Consider the following 17,758-nt stretch of genomic DNA (forward strand, 5'->3'; position numbering starts at 1 on the left):
CGAGTCGTTTTCAACCAACAGCCAGAACGCATTACCTGCTGGCATGTAATCGGTCTGCTCGTTGGACTTGGCTGTTTCAGGCAAAGGCCCCTGCAAGTCGGACCAAGCCAACACCGGGAAGCGAAAGCTTGCATAAAGCAGCGCTTCGCCCGACACCGGCTGCTCGACTGCATAACGCCCAGGGGCTTCGCGCACGATGTTGCGCTCTACCACCATGACTTGTGCTTCCAAAAACACCAGGCCGAGTTTCTCGAGCTTTTCGTTGATGGTTTCCACCGTCGGCCGCCGCGTGCCGCGCAGCCAATGCCCCACGCCGCCCTGAGTCATGCCCAGGCGTTCAGCCAGCTTGAGCTGGCTGAGGTTATGTTCGCGCTTGTAGCGCTTGAGAAATGCGTTCCAGTTTTCCATGAGCGGCAACAATACGGACTGTATTACCCACAGCAATACACAATCTGAATTATTTATCTGGTACCTAACAGTACAGATTGACCTATCCTGTATTTCCAGTGTGTTTGAAGGGAAATCAGAAGGTATCGCGATGAAACCACCGAAAAACGACGAAACAGATCTCGACAGCGAAGCGGCCCGCCGCGCTCTCGATTACTACCTCAACCCGAACCCGCCACGGCCCAGCCTGGACAACAAGATCTGGACGCTGCACGAAGGCGTAACCAACGACCAGGCCCAGCAGCATGCCATCGCCCTGCTGCGTTGCGCCGCTGCAACCGCCCAGGAAACCGCAAGCCACCAGCACGGTAGCCAGCGTGAGCTGACCTTCGCCCTGATGCACATGATGGACATGGCGCGCGCACTGCTGGAGCACAAAGGCGCCGGAGAACCGGTTTTCAAGTAATGAAGAAGGGAGAAAACGTGATGGCCTGGAACGGCAAATGCCCCGATTGCCGGGACAAGGAAGCGCATCGGTAAAACTTTTTTACCGAATTAGCGAAAATTCATTTGACTGGCAAATGATAACGATTATTATTGCACTCAGCTGATCGCGAGATCTGCTGGATAACCTGGAGCTTAGGTCGCTCTCAGATTATCTCCTCATCAGGCTAATCACGGTTTTTGACCCGGCTTTTTGCCGGGTCTTTTTTTTGGCTCTTCAGGCTAATGAAGATCGTGATGGCGCGCATGATAGCAAAGGTGTTTCAGGGCGTGAACGCTCATTACAAAACTTTGCGGAATCAGCACTTGAGAATCAATCTCGTTTCGCCTACGCTGATCACGCATCAGGGAAGATGCCCCCACCCCTCCCCCTTTATAGAGCAAGGAGCTGTCCATGACCCGTCTGCTGCTGCCCCTTGAACACCCAACCGCTGCCGCCGAACACAATGCCGACGATGCCCTTCTACATGCCCTGAAACGGCTGCCACGGCGCGTGCAGCAGGTGTTTCTGCTCAACCGCCTGGACCAGCTGGACTTTGCCACGATCGCTACCCGCCTTGATCTACCACTGGCAAGCATTGAACGGAACATGGACCAAGCGCTGCAGGTGGGCCGCTCGCGCCGGGATGTACTGGCGAGTGTTGCCGGGCAATGGTATGTGCGCTTGCAGAGCCCACAGGTGACAGCGTGCGAGCGGATCGACTTCCGCCGCTGGCTGGATGCGGACCCGGCTAACTTGCAAGCGTTTCATGAGACAGAGCTACGCTGGCGCAGCCTGCTGGCACCGGCACGACAACTGGGCCACGACGGCTGGTATCGGCAAGGCCGGGCTGCACTGTCGCTGGGTGGTTGCTCGATTGCGGTGGGGCTTGGCGTTACAGCCCTGGTACTGTTCGGCTTCTGGGCCTGATCCTCGCTTCAGCCGCCCAAACACTGCTCGCATGCGCCCAGCAGGCTACTGTACATTGTCAAGGAGCGGCCGCAACCGCTTGCAATTGGGTTGAAACCGGCGCGTAAGACAGCTGCCGATCACGCCCCTGTTTCGCGATCCCTCCCGGAAACCGCCCCTCCATGCCTGTCAGCGAAAACGCATCGATCATCTGGGTCGTAGCCGCCCTCGCCACTTGCGGCGTCATCCTGCGCCCCTGGCGTATCCCGGAGTACGTCTGGGCCATGGGCGGCGCACTGCTGCTGACCGCTCTTGGCCTGATCACGCCGCACAGCGCGCTGGCTGCGGTGGCCGAAGGCAGCGACGTCTACCTGTTCCTGATCGGCATGATGGTGCTGGCCGAGCTTGCTCGCCAGGAAGGCCTGTTCGACTGGCTGGCCCACTATGCCGTCCAGCACGCGCGAGGCTCGGGGCAACGGCTGTTCGACCTGGTGTTCCTGGTGGGGACGCTGGTCACTGTTTTTTTGTCCAACGATGCCACGGCGGTGGTGCTGACCCCAGCAGTCTACGCTGCGTGCAAGGCCGCCAAGGCCGAGCCTTTGCCGTACCTGTTCATCTGCGCCTTCATCGCCAACGCCGCCAGCTTCGTGCTGCCCATCTCGAACCCGGCCAACCTCGTGGTATTTGGCAGCCAGATGCCGCCGCTACTGGACTGGTTAAGACAGTTCAGCCTGCCATCACTGGCGGCAATTGCCCTGACCTACGTGGCCCTGCGCCTGTCCCAGCGCCGACAGATCCGCCAGCCGCTGGCCTTGAACGTTCAAACCCTGCCACTGAGCGCGGGCGCACGTTTGTGCGCAGTGGGTATCGCCTTCACCGCGGTCTTGCTGCTGGGCGCCTCGGCGCTGGACCAGGCGCTGGGGCTGCCGACATTCTGCGCGGGGGTAGCGACCACCGCCCTGATCCACCTGCGCCAGCGGCGCAGCCCGACGCCAGTGTTGCGCCATGTCGCGTGGGGCGTGCTGCCACTTGTAGCAGGCTTGTTCGTGCTGGTCGAAGCGGTCGCCCAAACCGGCCTGGTGGTGCGTCTTGCCCATGCGCTGGCGGCGCTCGCCGAGGGCTCGCCGAACACAGCCAGTTGGGTAGCGGGCACAGGGGTTGCTATTGCCAGCAACCTGATGAACAACCTGCCGACCGGGCTGATTGCCGGGGCCATGGGGTCGGTCGTCGAGTTGCCGCAGCAAACTACCGCGGCTTTGCTGATCGGCGTGGACCTGGGCCCGAATCTGTCGATTACCGGATCGCTGGCCACGCTGCTATGGTTGGTCGCGATCCGCCGTGAAGGAGAGCACGTGGGGGCCTGGCACTTTTTACGCCTGGGGCTATTGGTAATGCCCCCTGCCCTGGCTGCCGCGCTGCTGGCGTTGTGGGTGTAACCCAGCGCACGCCTGGGGCTCTGAAGCGGCGCTTGATCTAACCAGTGCTGAAATTGCCGGGTAAGCAGCCGCCAACCCAGCCATAGGTAAAAAATCCCCAAAAAAAAAGAGGCCATTAAGGCCTCTTCTTTTTGATCCCAGCGACGCACTGAGGATCGAATTTGGAGCGGGAAACGAGTCATGCACTAGAGCGCTAAGTCTCTGTTTCCCAATCACTTTCTTCACTGTGGTGATCAGTGAAGAACTCAATTATAGCCTTGTTTTTCGCCCTCGGCAACAAAGTTCATCCAACGACTTCCATTGAAGTCCAAGGACTGCTCTTTTCGCAGTCGCACCGCCCTACGATGCTGTCGCGATGCAATGGGGCCTCCAGTGGCCAAGGCCGTCGTGCGGCGATAGGCGAATGGAATCAGGGGTTATCAGATTACCGCCTGCTGCATGCGCTTGGTCAACGCCTCGGCGCTTTCCTTGCGCTCGCTATACCTGTCCACCAGATACGGCGACGCATCGCGCGTGAGCAGCGTGAACTTCATCAGTTCCTCCATCACGTCCACAATGCGGTCGTAGTAGGCCGACGGTTTCATGCGTCCCGCTTCATCGAATTCTTGATACGCCTTGGCGACCGAGGACTGGTTGGGGACGGTCAGCATCCGCATCCAGCGGCCCAGCACGCGCATCTGATTGACAGCATTGAAAGATTGCGAGCCGCCCGACACCTGCATCACTGCCAGCGTCTTGCCCTGAGTCGGACGCACCGCGCCGACTGACAGCGGAATCCAGTCGATCTGCGTTTTCATCAGGCCGGACATCGCGCCATGGCGCTCCGGCGAACTCCACACCATACCCTCGGCCCACTGCGCGAGTTCGCGCAGTTCCCTGACCTTGGGATGATCCTCGGTCGCGTCATCCACCAGCGGCAGGCCCGACGGGTTGAACAGCCGCGTCTCGCCGCCCAACGCCCGCAGCACGCGGGCTGCCTCTTCGGCGGCCAGTCGGCTAAACGAGCGTTCGCGCAGCGAGCCGTAGAGCAGCAGGAAGCGTGGCGCATGGGTGGAACGTTCGGGTGCCAGTAGCCGTTCCATGTCCGGCGGCTGGAGCAATGCGGCGTCGATGTTCGGCAGGTCGAGACGGGATTCAGACACGACGGCCCTCCACATCCACTACCGGCTCGCCGTCTTCCTTGTTGAACGCGCCGCGCTGCGGTTGCGGCAGGATGTCGAGCACTGTTTCCGACGGGCGGCACAGGCGCGTGCCCAGCGGCGTGACCACGATAGGTCGGTTGATGAGGATCGGATGTTGGAGCATGAAGTCGATCAATTGCTCGTCGCTCCACTTCTGATCTCCCAGGCCGAGTTCCGCATACGGCGTGCCTTTCTCGCGCAGCACCGCGCGTACCGGGATGCCCATCGCGGCGATCAGCGCCTTCAGCATGTCGCGGTCGGGCGGTGTCTTCAGATATTCGATGACAGCCGGTTCCTCGCCGCTGTTGCGAATCAGGCTGAGGACGTTGCGTGACGTGCCGCAATCGGGATTGTGGTAGATCGTGATGTGGCTCATGTCGAGGTGCCTTCGTTCGAGAGAAGCATGGATTGCTGGCGCAGATGCCTGATCACATAGCCGAACAGGATCGCGCCCGCCGCGCTGATGCCGGTCAGGGCCAGCAGCGTGCCGGGATAGCCGTTGCCGGCGGAATACAGCAGCGAGGCCACGAAGGGGCCGGCGGCCACTGCGATCTGCACGGGTGTCGCCATCGCGCCGCTGATGGCGCCATAAGCGGCCCGACCGTACAGCTCGGCGGGCAAGGCGCCTCGTACGATCGTCATGACGCCATTGCCGATGCCGTAGAGCGCGGCAAACACGACATACACCGGCAGCCACTGCTCGGAAGCAAAGAGCAGGAGCAATGACAGCGGCAGCAGACTGATGGCCGCCATGCCGACCTGGCGCGTGCTGGCCCGCTTGCCGACCGTGGCTTGCACCACACGGCCGAGTACCTGCATTGGCCCGATCAGCGCACCGACCCAGGCCGCATTTGCGGCAGAGATGCCATGTGCCTGCAAGACTGGGATCATGTGCAGCGACATCGCCGCGAACACCAGTGCATTCAGCGTCACAGCCGCCGTGACGAGATAGAACACCGGTTCGCGCATGACCGCGGTGAGATTGCGGGATCGGGTTTCCGTCCGCGCTGGGGGTGTGCCGTGTGCCGGGCCGCGTCCCTTTGGCAGGCTGGCATGGATGGGCAGGCAGATCAGCAGGTTCGCGGCCGCATAGATCAACCAGACCTCGCGCCAGCCGACGTGTTGCAACAGCGTTTGCGTCAGCGGCCAGAATACCGTGCTGGCGAAACCGCCGAACAACGTCAGGTGCGTGATCGCCCGGCGATAGTTGCTGCCATGGACCTGCGTGATGACCGCGAAGGCCGGCTGGTACAAGGTCGCGCTCATGGCCACGCCGATACCGGCCCACACGAGGTAAAGCTCCGTCGCGTTGTGTACCCGCGAGAGGCACGCGAGCATGACGGCGGCCAGCAAGGCGCCGCTTCCCATCAGCAGACGTCCACCGATGCGGTCGATGATGCTGCCGGCCGCGGTCGAAAGCAGTCCCGAGATCAGCAAGGCCACCGAATAAGCCCCGACGATGGCGGGCTTGGACAGGCCGAGTTCGTCCTGCATGGGCTGCATCAGGACGCCGTAGGCGTAGAACATCGACCCCCACGCGACGATCTGCGTCAGTCCGAGCGAGGGAATCAGCCAGCCGCGAGAGCGCGGGATGGTGTTGTCCATGATTACGCTTGGCGCTCGTACCAGCCGCGCGAGCGGTTGACCACGCGCACCACCAGCAGCATCACCGGCACCTCGATCAGCACGCCAACCACGGTGGCCAGCGCCGCGCCCGAGTGGAAGCCGAACAGACTGATGGCGGCGGCCACGGCCAGCTCGAAGAAGTTGCTCGCGCCGATCAGTGCCGAGGGGCCGGCGATGCTGTGCTTCTCGCCTACCTTGCGGTTGAGCCAGTACGCCAGCCCGGAATTGAAGAACACCTGGATCAGGATCGGCACCGCCAGCATGGCGATCACCAGCGGTTGCCGGATAATGGCCTCTCCCTGAAAGGCGAACAGTAGCACCAGCGTCAGTAGCAGCGCGGCGATCGACAGCGGGCCAATACGTTCCAGCGCCCGGTCGAACGCAACCTGACCCCGGCGCAGCAGCGCCCGGCGCCAGAGCTGCGCGAGGATGACAGGAATGACGATGTAGAGCGCGACCGACACCAGTAGCGTGGCCCATGGCACGATGATCGACGACAGGCCCAGCAGGAGGCCGACGACGGGCGCGAAGGCGAACACCATGATGGTGTCGTTCAGCGCCACCTGCGACAGCGTGAACACCGGATCGCCGCCGGTCAGCCGGCTCCACACGAACACCATCGCCGTGCAGGGCGCGGCGGCCAGCAGGATCAGCCCGGCGATGTAGCTGTCCAGCTGCCCGGCCGGCAGCCACTGTGCGAAGACATGGCGGATGAAGATCCACGCCAGCAGCGCCATCGAAAACGGCTTGACCGCCCAGTTCACAAACAGCGTGACGCCGATGCCGCGCCAGTGTCGCCTGACCTGGCCGAGTGCGCCGAAGTCCACCTTCAGCAGCATCGGCACGATCATCACCCAGATCAGCAAGCCCACCGGCAGGTTGACCTGGGCGACTTCCAGCTGGCCAATGGCCTGGAACGCGCCCGGCGCGAACTGGCCCAGCGCGATGCCGGCAACGATGCACAGCAGCACCCACAGGGTCAGATAGCGCTCGAAGCTGCTCATGGCAGATGCGGCCGGCGCGTGACCGGCCGCTTCGGTTTCTGTAGTCATCGCGCCGCCCTTACTGGCGGCCGATGTCGCGCAGCTCGCGCTGCAACGACATGGCGTCCAGGCGCTGGAGCGGCAGCGACAGGAACAGTTCAATGCGTCGGCGCAGCGTGATCGCGGCGTCGAGGAACGCTTTGCGCTGTTGCTCCTCAGTGCCCTCGACGGCTGCCGGATCAGGGACGCCCCAATGCGCCGACACCGGCTTGCCCGGCCACAGCGGGCAAGCCTCCCCAGCAGCGTTGTCGCAAACTGTAAAGATGAAGTCGAACACCGGCGCACCCGGTGCCACGAACTCGTCCCAGCTCTTGCTGCGGTAGCCGGTCGTCGGCAGGTGCAGCCGCTCCAGCGTGGCAAGTGCCAGCGGATGAACCTCGCCCTTGGGGTGACTGCCCGCCGAATAAGCGTGGAAGCGGCCCTTGCCCAGCTCGTTGAGCATGCCTTCGGCAAGGATGGAGCGGGCGGAATTACCCGTGCAAATGAACAATGCGTTGTAGATCGTGTCGGTCATGGCGTCAGCAGTCGCAGCGGGTGGATTCGGAAACCTCGCACACTCCGCCTTGGCAGCAATGCTCGGTCAGGTAGCCGATCAGGCCGTTCATGTGGTCGTATTCGGCGCGATAGATCAGGTTGCGGCCTTGCTGCTCGATGCTGACGAGGCCGGCGTGGGCCAGTTCCTTCAGATGGAAGGACAAGGTGTTGCGGGCCACGTCGAGCTGGTCGGCCAGCACGCTGGGCGTGAGTCCTTCCGGGCCGGCGACGACCAGGGCGCGGAACACACGCAGGCGCTGGGTGTGCGCCAAGGCGCTCAGGGCGGAAACGGCTTGATCTTCGTTCATGATTCGATAGTACAACAATTATTGAATTAATGGATAAGAATCAGCGGGCAAGTCATTCATGGCTTCGCGGCATACCGCCGTCGAGTTCTTGGACTATGTTCCGCGCATCACGCCCATCAAAGTCATCGCGGCAGCAAGATGCTTCTATCAAGAGCGGCGGATGCCTTCTCGCACCACGGACTAGTTCAAGGGAAGGCAGGATGCCTAGCGGGCGATAGAACTGCACTGCATCCTGATGCGATGTGACCATGTTTGGCCCACACCGCAGGCGCGTGAACGCAAAGTGCGTTGGATTGAACCAAGCAAAATGCTTCGCCGCAAGATGCTATGTCGATATATCAGGATGCCGAAACAAGCATGACATGCGCGGATTTCTCCAGGTCCCTCTGGACGTGGAGCAGCGGATGCAATCCCCTGCGCCTTGTGAAACCGTGGGGATATCAGACCATATCGAATCGGTCTTGATGTGCTTGACGCACCCCATGACGCTGGCACCGTGAGCGCAATTGTCGAGCGTGCTTCTTCCTTATTACTCGACGGACCGGCAACTGGTCAATTCTTGCATATCGAGCAAGAGAGAACCACCTGTGACGGGTGCCATGATCTCTTCCGTCCATGTTCCAGGGCATCGCCCCAGGCATCAGCCACAGGCATAACGAAAAAACAGCCCCTTGGTGGGGCAAGAAGGAGCCGGTGATGTAGCGCTTCCGAAAGGAGACGAAAACATGCACAAGGAGCCACCACTATCAAAGGTGTTCTATCGTCCCATCGAAGCTGCCATACGGTGGGCTGGGTTGTTGCGGTACGAAGCGGTGATCGTCGCATCGATCGCATCACCGCGTTGTCTGCCGCAGATGTTGGACTGCCCGCGATGGAACGAGTGTCGGCTGTACTCGGAACGCATCTACGACGGTATCCTCAACGCCGAACTACCCTTCGGCAAGAACGGGATCACACTTAATGACCCAGATCTGGTGAGTTCACTCGATCTGACCGTCCGCCATGTCGATCTGAAGCGGTGGATGCGCACCCACTATCCCGAGCATCGGCCGGGATTTCTGTTCAGTCGCGGCGAGCGCATGGTGCATCCCTTCATCACCATCGAGACAGGACAGGCAATCCTGCTGGAACGGCTGGCTCTGCAGGCCGCGCTGGACCATAGCCGACGCGAGATGCGCGAACTGCAACAGCAACACGAAGTCTTGCTAAAGCAGTCCGCCGTACTGCTGGCTCCCAAGCAGTGCGTGATCAGTGATCGGGCGGAAACTACATACCTGAACATCATCGGCGGCATGCTGACGCTGATGCTGAGCCAATCCCCATCCGGCGTGCCGTACTCCAGCTTCAAGACGCAGGAGGCCATCGTCACCGCATTGCTCGCCCACTATGGCGGCACCATGGGCATCACGGAGCGAACCTTGAACGGCAAGTTCGCCAATGCCAGGAAGAATGTCCGTAGCGCAGCCGCGTGAATTCTTCCATCTTGTATGTGCAGTCGCGGAGATTGCATTTGCAATGTTTTTCCGCAGCCATGTCTATTGAATAGAGGTCACGCCAACAAACGCTACTGAGCGTTCAGGAGTGACCGCCATGTCGCAAATACCTGTACTGCCACCGCACGAGCGCCGCATCCTGCGGCTCGATGAAGTTGAAGCGAAGTCCGGCTTCAAACGCGCCCACATCTACAACCTGATGAAGAAGCGCCAGTTTCCGCAGGCGTTGCGCCTGGGCGTGCGCGCCGTGGGCTGGGATTCGGTCGAGATCGACCAGTGGATCGCCGAACGCCTCAACAACCGGACCTGACCCGCTCCCCCTCGATTTTCCCATCGCCAAACGGAGAGCGCCATGCAGGTCGTATCCATAATTTCAACGAAAGGCGGCGTAGGCAAGACGACTACGGCCGCCAACCTCGGCGGCCTCGCCGCGGACGCGGGGCTGCGTGTGCTGCTGCTCGATCTCGACGTGCAGCCGACCTTGTCGTCCTATTACGAGCTGGCACACCGCGCTGCCGGCGGTATCTATGAGTTGCTGGCGTTCAACGAACGCGCCCTCGATCAGTTGGTGTCCCGCACCATCATCGCGGGCCTGGACCTGGTGCTCTCGAACGATCACCGGGGTGAACTGAACACGTTGCTACTGCACGCGCCAGACGGACGCCTGAGACTGCGGCACCTGCTGCCGGCGCTGGCGCCGCTTTATGACCTGGTGCTGATCGACACCCAGGGTGCACGCTCGGTGCTGTTGGAGATGGCGGTGCTCGCCTCTGACCTGGCGCTGTCGCCCGTGACCCCGGAAATTCTCGCTGCCCGCGAACTGCGACGCGGCACCATGCAGTTGCTGGAGGACATCGCGCCATACCGGCACCTCGGCATCGAACCGCCATCCCTGCACCTGCTCATCAATCGCGTCCACCCCGTGTCCGCGAATGCACGGATGATCCAGCAGGCGCTGCGCGACCTGTTCCAGGACCATGCCGGCATATGCGTGCTGGGCACCGACGTGCCGGCCATCGAGGCCTATCCGCGCGCCGCAACCCGCGGCCTGCCGGTGCATCGCGTCGAGCATCGCCAGCCGCCGGGCAGAGTTGCGCCCGCCGCGCTCGACACCATGCGCGCGCTCGCCGGCGAACTGTTCCCACAGTGGCAAGACAGATTTGCCCTCGTGTCCGGCCGTCCTCCTCGTTCCATTGAAACCGGGAGGTCACATGGCGAACGCACATGAACTGGCCCGCGGCCACAAACGGCTGCGCGCCCTGATTGAGTTTGCGGTGAGCGAAGGCTGGCACGTCAAGCGCACACGGGGCGGACACCTCAAGTTCACCAAGGCCGGCTGCGCCGCCATCTACACCAGCTCAACAGCGAGCGACTACCGGGCGGATCTCAACGCCCGTGCACAGATCCGCCGCGCCGAGCGCGAGGCCCGCATGGCCCGGGCCGTCAACGCCGAGGGATGTGGTCATGGCTGAGATGACCTCCCAGGACATGGCCGGCAAGCTGCTTGCCGCCGGGTTCGAGCGCAGTGGGCCATCGGCCACGGCCTTGAGCGACCCGATCGCCGACACGCCGATGGTCGTGACGCTGGACCAGTTGCGGCCCTACGACCACGACCCCCGCAAAAAGCGCAACTCGGCCTACGATGAAATCAAGGCCTCCATCCGAGAGCGCGGCCTGGACGCGGCGCCAGCGATCACACGCCGTCCTGGCGAGGCGCACTACATCATCCGCAACGGCGGCAACACCAGGCTGGCGATCCTGCGTGAACTCTGGGCGGAGACCAAGGACGAACGCTTCTTCCGCATATCGTGCCTGTTCCGGCCGTGGCCTGCGCGCGGAGAGATCGTCGCCCTGACCGGGCACCTCGCCGAGAACGAACTACGCGGCGGCCTCACGTTCATCGAGCGCGCCCTGGGCGTCGAGAAAGCCCGCGAGTTCTATGAGGCTGAAAGCGGCACCACCCTGAGCCAGTCCGAGCTGGCCCGCCGCCTGGCCGCCGACGGCTTCCCAGTCCAGCAGTCGCACATCAGCCGCATGGCTGACGCGGTGCGCTACCTGCTGCCCGCGATCCCGACCGTCCTATACGGGGGCCTCGGCCGCCACCAGGTCGAGCGGCTGTCGGTCATGCGCAAAGCCAGCGAACGCACGTGGGAGCACTATGCCAAAGGCCGCTCCCTGCCGCTGGACTTCGACAGCTTCTTTCTGGAGGCGCTGTCGCAATTTGATGTCCAGCCCGACGAGTTCTCGCCGCCGCGTGTGCAGGACGAGTTGATCGGTCAGATGTCCGAGCTGCTGGGCATCGACTACGACGTGCTCGCCTTGGACCTGACCGAATCCGAGAGCCGCCACCGCGCCCTGGTCAGCGACCCAACCCCGCCATCGGCGCCGCCGGCATTGCCCGAGCCTGGGGCCATCGCACGGCCGCCGATCGAACCGGCACCGCCCCCCACTACAACTGCACCTTCTGCGGGCCACTCTGCCGACGCGCCGACAAGGCCCCGGGACGATGGGGCCCCGAGCGAGGCATCCGCAGCCAGCCCTGCGGCAGCGAATGGCGGTCTGCTTGACGAGCACATCATCTCTCCGGCACCCACGACGGAGCGGCTCCAGTCCATCCAGCGCATGGTCGCCGACCAGTTGGGCGATGCGCTGCCGCCCGACTTCTCGGCCAACGTCTTGCAGTCGATTCCCGTGCAGGCCGGTGGCCTCTATCCCATCTCGGACATCTGGTATATCGACCCTGGCCTCGACACACCCGACCGCCTGCGCATCCACATCGCGCAGTTCGCGCGCGAGATCGCGGGCGAGGCCGACCTGGACGCGTGTGTCGAGGATCGTTCTGATGGCATCGGGTTCACGTGTCGTGCCCCAGCCCAGGCTTCGTCGCCGCTCGCACGCGCCGTGCTCGCACTACTGGTTTCCCTGGCCGGTCAGCAGCCAGCCGGCGTCGGCTTGGACAGCGGGCAACTCATCACAGACCTGCCAGCGCTGTTGCACGGCCAGGGTCAACGTCGTGACGGCGGGGCCCGGCGATTGAGCGACACCGCGCTGGTCAAGCTGTTTCGTCTGCTGCGGCTGGCCCGGCGCCTGCTGGATCTGGAAGCCGGCGCTGTCGGTTCTGGGATCTGAGCGAGGGAGGCCTGCATGTCCGCACCGAACCCACTCAACCAGGCCGTCATCGCGCAGGCACTCTACGACCTACGAAACGGGCAACTGCGTCGCTGCAAGGCGATGGGGTTCGGCGAGGAAGAGCTGGATGCGCTCAAGCATCCGGCGCTGATCAGCGTGCTGGCCAATGCCAACGTCTCCTGGTGCTCTGTCTCGGTGAACCGGGAAGTGCTCCGGCGATTGCTCAAACAGGCGCAGGACGTGGAGAAGGAGATCGCCACCGTCGATCGCATGCTGCGCCTGGGTGCCAGTACCGAAATGGTGAGCCGCTTCTACGGGCTGACACATCAGGAAGTCGCACTTCGGCGCGAAGTTCTCGGCCTGCCCAAACGCAAGGGGCGCCATCCGGTTCTGGACGAGGAGCAGGACACCGAGCTGTGGCGGCGCTGGAAGGTCGTGACCAGCAGCAGGAACGTCGAGCTGGAGGATGAGACCTCGGTTCTTGATGCGGCAATGGACCTCGCCGAAGGCATGGAGCTGCCGCTGTCGGTGGTCTGGGCTGCGATCAAGAACTGGATCGATCAGGGACTGGGTTGAATCATGGCCGTGGACGACGCTGCACCACGAGCACCACGCCAAGGTCCGGTCGCCCTCGCTGATCTGTTCGACAGCGCGCTGAAAGACCTTGCACCGAAACCTCGCCCACTAGCACCGGCTCCCGCCTTCGCATCCGCGACGTCTCCTGTGTCTGCAACCGGCGACGGTTTCCTGTTCAGTGGAAATCGGCACGAGAGCGTGCCGCGACGGCTGTTCCTCGACCGACGCCTGACGCCGCTGGAACGCAATGCCTGGCAAGTCTTCCGGATGATGCTCAACGAGGATGGCGTCACGGCGTTTCCGACGTATGAGCAACTTCGCCCGTGGCTCGCGTCAATGCCCTGCGCCGGACAGGCCTCCCACGAGACCGTGGCACGGGCGCTGACGCTGTTGCGCCTGACGCGCTGGTTGAGTCTCGTGCGCCGCAGGCGCGACCCCAAGACCGGGCGCATCCTCGGCAACCTCTACGTCCTGCACGATGAGCCCCTGACCCCGTTCGAGGCGATGCAGCTCGACCCGGACTACCTGCAGCTCGTCAGCCAAGCCCTGGGCCATTCGGCCAGGGCCGTTCAGGTCGTGGGCTTGCACACGCTCAATGAGATCGCCGAAGACCCGCTGCTGTCTGGCCGCATGCTGCCCTCGCGGCTGCAGGTCCTTGCCGAACGCCTCGCAAGCCAAGGCATTGGGTCGCAGGAGAGTTATCCACAGGAGGACACGGTTCACGATTCCGAAGAAGGGGCGCCGAGCCTTCTTCGGAATTCTGATCGGCCCTCTTCGGATTCCGAAGCAGGGCCAAAACACGCAGCAGACGGCGCTCTTCGGAATCCGAAACAGGACCGTACTGTACGTAGTAGTCGTATTAATGAAGTACGTACTACCGCGCGTGAGCGTGGGCAGGCGCGCGCGATGCCGGGAGTTCGTCTGCCTGATCGCTTTCTCGGCTTGAAAGATGAACAGCAGGCCGGCGCCATGGTGGCATTGCAGCAGGTCGATGCCCCGCTACGCCAGGCCGTGCTGGACGAATGGGCGGATCGCTGTCGTGGCAGCACCATCCGCAACCCGGCAGGCTACCTGTTCGGCATCATCCAACGTGCCATCCGTGGCGAGTTCAACGCATGGGCCAGGCAAGCTGGGTCAGCACCGCCACCTGCCCCTGCACGAGATGCACCGCCTGAGCCACCGCGCAATGTAGTTCCGCCCGAGGTAGCCCGGCAGCACATCGACCGGCTGCGCGACCTTCTGCGCAGTAGCTGAGCGCGACGAGCGACAAGGGCGTGAAGCAGACGCCCGTGGCCGTCAGTAGAGCTATCCCCTGGGGATAGATGTGATGCAAGGCGTAACACCGAAAGACACAGGCTGGGTGCTTCTGTCCACGGTGCTGCAGTGGCGTCCGGTTCCTGAGCGCACCCACCATCTGCGCGAGCAGCGCTCTGTGGCGTTTGATGGAGCTATCCCCTGGGGATAGCTCGCATTGCGGGCCGCCACCACCACGACAACCGGGGACCAGTTCATTTCGGTTTGTTGACTGACTGCCTTCCGCTGCATGCCGATCCTGACCGCTCCTTTTCCCAAGCGAGCGGACACCATGGCAACCAACGAACCTCTGCAACTCAATCTCGGCTCTTTGCGCAGCGCGATGTCGCTGACGCTTCACACCCACCACGCATCGCGCATCTGGCATGGCCGCGCCGCCGCCGAGGGGCGACCCGGCATCGTCGGCCTGAACGGCTACATCGCCGTGATGAACAAGATGAAGCGCGGCTCGGAACAGGATGACCCGTACAGCGACTGGTGGATGTTGCGCATCGAGGAAAAGCTCGACCAGGCCAAGACCACGTTGCAATCGCTGCGCGAGCAGGTGGACCAGGCATTGGCCGGCGTGCCAGCGGCGTTGAGCCTGGGCGAGAACCTCAACGTGCAACCGGTGAAGCTCCCCTTGTTCGTGAACGCGCAGCTCGGCTTTGCCGCGGTCTATCTCCTGGCCGACTATGACGACATCGCCCGCAAGCTGATCCTCGCCCATCACACCGCGCTGATCGATCGCTCGACATTGGAGCGGTGGCTCAACGAAGGCGCTCACACGCTGCGCAGCCTGTTCAGCCTGGCCCAGCAGTACCGCTACTCGGGATGCACCCGCGACGACTTCGCGGCCAAGAACGCCGCAGCGCGGGCGGCGCTGGAGAAGTTCGGCGACTTGCCGCAGGACGTGCTCGAAGGCGCTCGCCGCTCGAAGTTTGCGCCGCCCGTCGTGCGCCGCGGCCTGCAACAGCGCAGTGATAGCGCTGCCGCAGCCGCACCTCCCAGCGACGAAGGCACTGCCGCCGATCCGGCCGAGGCCAGCACCGGCGAGGACGAACAGGCATGAGCGACCCGAACCGCGAACCTCGCTACTTCCGTGGTCTGGAACAGCCAGCCTTCATGCGGCTGGAACACGCGGCCTCTCTAAAAGGCCTTTTAAAGCCTTTTAAAGGTAAAGGGGACTTCGAGGCCTGGGCCAGCCAGTGCTTCGCCATGCGCGACGAGTTGATTGCCCTGGCGCAGCGACAGGTGCTGCCACAGGCGTGCGGGCATCCCTTCCACCTGCTTCCCGTCGAGCTGGCCCAGCAGACCACTGGCGCAGGCACGACCTTTCTTCGCTGGCGCAAGCACGATCGATCGGCCATGGGCGTGGCGTTGTGGCAGGAGCTGATGGCGAGCCCCAGCACGCCGGTCAACCTGCTGCACGACCTGCACGAGATCGAACTGCAGCGCGTCATGCTGAACATGCAGATCAGCCTGCTGCACACCCTGGGCAGGCAAGCACAGGAATGCGCCAGCAAGGCCGCGCAGGCGGACAACACCTACCTGCGCCGGCTCGCGTCCGTTCCTGCCGCAGTGCGCGATCGGTGATTGCGCCTGCCATCCGAGCACGCGCCCGAGCCCAACGAGGCACGGGTATTTCAACCACCACGGAGATTCCAACATGAGCACACAATTCATCGGCGAGGGCAACATCGGATCGCCTCCCGAGTACCGCGAATTCCCCAATGGCAACGACGATCCTCGCCGGTTGCTCCGGCTGAACGTGTACTTCGACAACCCCGTCCCCACCAAGGGCGGCGAGTTCGAGGACCGCGGCGGCTTCTGGGCGCCGGTGGAACTCTGGCACCACGACGCCGACCGCTGGCAGCAGCTCTACCAGAAGGGCATGCGGGTGCTGGTCGTCGGCCGCATGGAGCGCGACCCCTGGACGGACAACGAAGATCAGCCGCGTGAGACTTGGCAGGTCAACGCGCGCAGTGTCGGCATCCTGCCGTACCGCATCGAGTCTGTGGCCCTCAGCCCGAAGCCACAGGAGGCAGAGCCGAAGCCCCAGGCCACCCAGGAATCGACGGCGCCGAAAGAGACCAAGCGCAGGAAGTGATCGGGCATGGAGGGCGGCTGCCGCAGTGCTTCGCCGCCCTCCATGCGCTGCGAATTATCCCCAGGGGATAGCTCCACCAACGTCCACCGAGTTCCACGCGCGCTCCCGGAAATCGCGGCTCTCGGCCCGCACACTTCCGGCCACGCACCTTCCCCGCACTCGCCATTTCATCGGCGTGAAAGCGGTCGCTGCCGCATGCGGCTTGTTTGCTGCTGCCAGGGGCTGCGCTCGGCATCCTCGATCCCAGCAACTCCATGAACAACAGGAATCGGGATGGACGGATATGCGGCTGTTCTTGTGCGAGAAGCCCTCCCAGGGCAAAGACATTGGCCGGATTCTCGGCGCCACGCAGCGCGGTGAAGGCTGCCTCAACGGTTCCGGCGTCACGGTCACCTGGTGCATCGGCCATCTCGTGGAGGCGGCGCCGCCCGAGGCCTACGACGAGCAGCTCAAACGATGGTCCGTTGAGCAGTTGCCCATCATTCCCCAGCACTGGCGGGTCGAGGTCAAACCGAAGACCGCCACGCAATTCAAGGTCGTCAAGGCGCTCTTGGCGAAGGCGACTCACCTGGTTATCGCCACCGATGCCGACCGCGAGGGCGAATTGATCGCCCGCGAGATCGTGGAGCTTTGCGGCTACCGCGGCCCCATCGAACGCCTGTGGCTGTCGGCGCTCAACGATGCGTCCATTCGGGCGGCACTGGGCAAGCTGCGGCCTTCGGCCGAGACGCTTTCGATGTACCACTCGGCGCTGGCGCGCTCCCGTGCGGATTGGCTCGTGGGCATGAACCTGAGCCGGCTGTTCACGGTGCTGGGGCGACAGGCGGGTTACGACGGCGTGCTGTCGGTCGGCCGCGTACAGACCCCGACGCTCAAGCTCGTTGTGGACCGCGACCGCGAGATCGCGCGCTTCGTGTCCGTACCATACTGGGCCATCGCCGTGTCCCTGTTCGCAGGCGGTTCGACTTTCGCCGCGCAATGGGTTCCACCCGATGCGTGCACCGACGACGCAGGCCGCTGCCTGCGGCAGCCGGTCGCACAGCAGACCATGCAGCAGATCCGCGCTGCGGGCAGTGCCCACGTCGTGTCGGTGGAGACTGAGCGTGTCCGCGAAGGCCCGCCGCTGCCGTTCGACCTGGGCACCTTGCAGGAAGTGTGTTCCAAGCAGCTTGGGCTGGACGTGCAGGAAACCTTGGAGATTGCCCAAGCCCTGTACGAGACGCACAAGGCCACGACGTACCCCCGCTCG

General features: G+C 63.3%; 21 protein-coding genes. 14 read left to right on the forward strand and 7 right to left on the reverse strand.

The features are described from left to right. On the reverse strand, nt 1-408 hold a 408-nt coding region (locus tag APH42_RS25530), incomplete at its 3' end, for a helix-turn-helix domain-containing protein (RefSeq protein WP_156352908.1). A gap of 130 nt (nt 409-538) precedes the next feature. Between APH42_RS25530 and APH42_RS25535 the strand changes: the two genes are divergently transcribed. From APH42_RS25535 to APH42_RS25545, 3 genes are all read left to right on the forward strand, one after another. Continuing rightward, on the forward strand, nt 539-853 hold the full coding sequence (locus APH42_RS25535; RefSeq protein ID WP_012273269.1) for a DUF6124 family protein: 315 nt from the start codon (nt 539-541) through the stop codon (nt 851-853). 432 nt (nt 854-1,285) lie between these two features. Beyond that, on the forward strand, nt 1,286-1,801 hold the full coding sequence (locus APH42_RS25540) for a DUF4880 domain-containing protein (protein WP_060494513.1): 516 nt from the start codon (nt 1,286-1,288) through the stop codon (nt 1,799-1,801). A gap of 161 nt (nt 1,802-1,962) precedes the next feature. Further along, nucleotides 1,963-3,216 (forward strand): arsenic transporter, encoded by a 1,254-nt coding sequence (locus APH42_RS25545; protein ID WP_060494514.1) that lies wholly within the window; start codon nt 1,963-1,965, stop codon nt 3,214-3,216. A 419-nt stretch (nt 3,217-3,635) separates the two neighbouring features. On the opposite strand, the gene arsH is transcribed toward APH42_RS25545, so the two are convergent. From arsH to APH42_RS25575, 6 genes are read right to left on the reverse strand one after another with little or no spacing between them, the layout of a single operon-like run. After that, on the reverse strand, nt 3,636-4,358 hold the full coding sequence (arsH, locus tag APH42_RS25550; RefSeq protein ID WP_011871430.1) for an arsenical resistance protein ArsH: 723 nt from the start codon (nt 4,356-4,358) through the stop codon (nt 3,636-3,638). Beyond that, a complete protein-coding gene (gene arsC, locus APH42_RS25555) occupies nt 4,351-4,773 on the reverse strand; it encodes an arsenate reductase (glutaredoxin) (protein ID WP_009876563.1) in 423 nt (140 codons plus the stop codon). The genes arsH and arsC overlap by 8 nt, the downstream gene beginning before the upstream one ends. Continuing rightward, nucleotides 4,770-6,002: an MFS transporter gene (locus APH42_RS25560; protein WP_009876564.1), complete on the reverse strand. Its 1,233-nt coding sequence runs from the start codon at nt 6,000-6,002 to the stop codon at nt 4,770-4,772. The genes arsC and APH42_RS25560 overlap by 4 nt, the downstream gene beginning before the upstream one ends. Nucleotides 6,003-6,004: 2 nt before the next feature. Next, nucleotides 6,005-7,075 carry an ACR3 family arsenite efflux transporter gene (gene arsB, locus APH42_RS25565; RefSeq protein WP_011871431.1) on the reverse strand — a complete coding sequence of 357 codons (1,071 nt, stop codon included), beginning with the start codon at nt 7,073-7,075 and terminating at the stop codon, nt 6,005-6,007. A gap of 10 nt (nt 7,076-7,085) precedes the next feature. Further along, on the reverse strand, nt 7,086-7,580 hold the full coding sequence (locus tag APH42_RS25570) for an arsenate reductase ArsC (protein ID WP_009876566.1): 495 nt from the start codon (nt 7,578-7,580) through the stop codon (nt 7,086-7,088). A 4-nt stretch (nt 7,581-7,584) separates the two neighbouring features. Continuing rightward, the gene (locus tag APH42_RS25575; protein WP_009876567.1) at nt 7,585-7,908 is read right to left on the reverse strand and encodes a helix-turn-helix transcriptional regulator; all 324 of its coding nucleotides are present in this window, start codon (nt 7,906-7,908) and stop codon (nt 7,585-7,587) included. Nucleotides 7,909-8,633: 725 nt separating this feature from the next. On the opposite strand from APH42_RS25575, the gene APH42_RS25580 reads away from it, so the two are divergent. The 11 genes from APH42_RS25580 to APH42_RS25630 all read left to right on the forward strand — a co-directional run. Then, a complete protein-coding gene (locus tag APH42_RS25580; RefSeq protein WP_011871432.1) occupies nt 8,634-9,380 on the forward strand; it encodes a hypothetical protein in 747 nt (248 codons plus the stop codon). 118 nt (nt 9,381-9,498) lie between these two features. Next, nucleotides 9,499-9,711 (forward strand): AlpA family transcriptional regulator, encoded by a 213-nt coding sequence (locus tag APH42_RS25585; protein WP_009876569.1) that lies wholly within the window; start codon nt 9,499-9,501, stop codon nt 9,709-9,711. Nucleotides 9,712-9,753: 42 nt separating this feature from the next. After that, a complete protein-coding gene (locus tag APH42_RS25590) occupies nt 9,754-10,629 on the forward strand; it encodes a ParA family protein (RefSeq protein ID WP_011871433.1) in 876 nt (291 codons plus the stop codon). After that, nucleotides 10,613-10,873, forward strand: coding sequence for a hypothetical protein (locus APH42_RS25595; RefSeq protein ID WP_009876571.1), 261 nt, complete (start codon nt 10,613-10,615; stop codon nt 10,871-10,873). Before APH42_RS25590 ends, APH42_RS25595 begins: the two co-directional genes overlap by 17 nt. Next, entirely contained in the window at nt 10,866-12,530 is a 1,665-nt protein-coding gene (locus tag APH42_RS25600) for a ParB family protein (protein WP_009876572.1), read from the forward strand. The genes APH42_RS25595 and APH42_RS25600 overlap by 8 nt, the downstream gene beginning before the upstream one ends. Nucleotides 12,531-12,545: 15 nt before the next feature. After that, nucleotides 12,546-13,106 carry a DUF2857 domain-containing protein gene (locus tag APH42_RS25605; protein ID WP_009876573.1) on the forward strand — a complete coding sequence of 187 codons (561 nt, stop codon included), beginning with the start codon at nt 12,546-12,548 and terminating at the stop codon, nt 13,104-13,106. A gap of 3 nt (nt 13,107-13,109) precedes the next feature. Then, nucleotides 13,110-14,360 (forward strand): STY4528 family pathogenicity island replication protein, encoded by a 1,251-nt coding sequence (locus tag APH42_RS25610; protein WP_011871435.1) that lies wholly within the window; start codon nt 13,110-13,112, stop codon nt 14,358-14,360. A gap of 331 nt (nt 14,361-14,691) precedes the next feature. Then, nucleotides 14,692-15,471, forward strand: a complete 780-nt coding sequence (locus tag APH42_RS25615; protein WP_011871436.1) for a PFL_4669 family integrating conjugative element protein — start codon at nt 14,692-14,694, stop codon at nt 15,469-15,471. Continuing rightward, entirely contained in the window at nt 15,468-15,995 is a 528-nt protein-coding gene (locus APH42_RS25620; protein WP_049323458.1) for a DUF3158 family protein, read from the forward strand. The genes APH42_RS25615 and APH42_RS25620 overlap by 4 nt, the downstream gene beginning before the upstream one ends. 73 nt (nt 15,996-16,068) lie before the next feature. Continuing rightward, nucleotides 16,069-16,509, forward strand: coding sequence for a single-stranded DNA-binding protein (locus APH42_RS25625; protein WP_003098976.1), 441 nt, complete (start codon nt 16,069-16,071; stop codon nt 16,507-16,509). Nucleotides 16,510-16,792: 283 nt separating this feature from the next. After that, the coding region (locus APH42_RS25630; RefSeq protein ID WP_256217844.1) for a DNA topoisomerase at nt 16,793-17,758 on the forward strand (966 nt) is incomplete at its 3' end.

The sequence above is a fragment of the Pseudomonas sp. NBRC 111140 genome (genome assembly GCF_001320885.1).
Lineage (GTDB): Bacteria > Pseudomonadota > Gammaproteobacteria > Pseudomonadales > Pseudomonadaceae > Aquipseudomonas > Aquipseudomonas putida_P.

Coding starts and splice junctions, on each gene's coding strand:
- APH42_RS25535 (WP_012273269.1), top strand. CDS start 539: ATGAAACCACCGAAAAACGACGAAACAGATCTCGACAGCGAAGCGGCC.
- APH42_RS25540 (WP_060494513.1), top strand. CDS start 1,286: ATGACCCGTCTGCTGCTGCCCCTTGAACACCCAACCGCTGCCGCCGAA.
- APH42_RS25545 (WP_060494514.1), top strand. CDS start 1,963: ATGCCTGTCAGCGAAAACGCATCGATCATCTGGGTCGTAGCCGCCCTC.
- arsC (WP_009876563.1), bottom strand. CDS start 4,773: ATGAGCCACATCACGATCTACCACAATCCCGATTGCGGCACGTCACGC.
- APH42_RS25560 (WP_009876564.1), bottom strand. CDS start 6,002: ATGGACAACACCATCCCGCGCTCTCGCGGCTGGCTGATTCCCTCGCTC.
- arsB (WP_011871431.1), bottom strand. CDS start 7,075: ATGACTACAGAAACCGAAGCGGCCGGTCACGCGCCGGCCGCATCTGCC.
- APH42_RS25570 (WP_009876566.1), bottom strand. CDS start 7,580: ATGACCGACACGATCTACAACGCATTGTTCATTTGCACGGGTAATTCC.
- APH42_RS25575 (WP_009876567.1), bottom strand. CDS start 7,908: ATGAACGAAGATCAAGCCGTTTCCGCCCTGAGCGCCTTGGCGCACACC.
- APH42_RS25580 (WP_011871432.1), top strand. CDS start 8,634: ATGCACAAGGAGCCACCACTATCAAAGGTGTTCTATCGTCCCATCGAA.
- APH42_RS25585 (WP_009876569.1), top strand. CDS start 9,499: ATGTCGCAAATACCTGTACTGCCACCGCACGAGCGCCGCATCCTGCGG.
- APH42_RS25590 (WP_011871433.1), top strand. CDS start 9,754: ATGCAGGTCGTATCCATAATTTCAACGAAAGGCGGCGTAGGCAAGACG.
- APH42_RS25595 (WP_009876571.1), top strand. CDS start 10,613: ATGGCGAACGCACATGAACTGGCCCGCGGCCACAAACGGCTGCGCGCC.
- APH42_RS25600 (WP_009876572.1), top strand. CDS start 10,866: ATGGCTGAGATGACCTCCCAGGACATGGCCGGCAAGCTGCTTGCCGCC.
- APH42_RS25605 (WP_009876573.1), top strand. CDS start 12,546: ATGTCCGCACCGAACCCACTCAACCAGGCCGTCATCGCGCAGGCACTC.
- APH42_RS25610 (WP_011871435.1), top strand. CDS start 13,110: ATGGCCGTGGACGACGCTGCACCACGAGCACCACGCCAAGGTCCGGTC.
- APH42_RS25615 (WP_011871436.1), top strand. CDS start 14,692: ATGGCAACCAACGAACCTCTGCAACTCAATCTCGGCTCTTTGCGCAGC.
- APH42_RS25620 (WP_049323458.1), top strand. CDS start 15,468: ATGAGCGACCCGAACCGCGAACCTCGCTACTTCCGTGGTCTGGAACAG.
- APH42_RS25625 (WP_003098976.1), top strand. CDS start 16,069: ATGAGCACACAATTCATCGGCGAGGGCAACATCGGATCGCCTCCCGAG.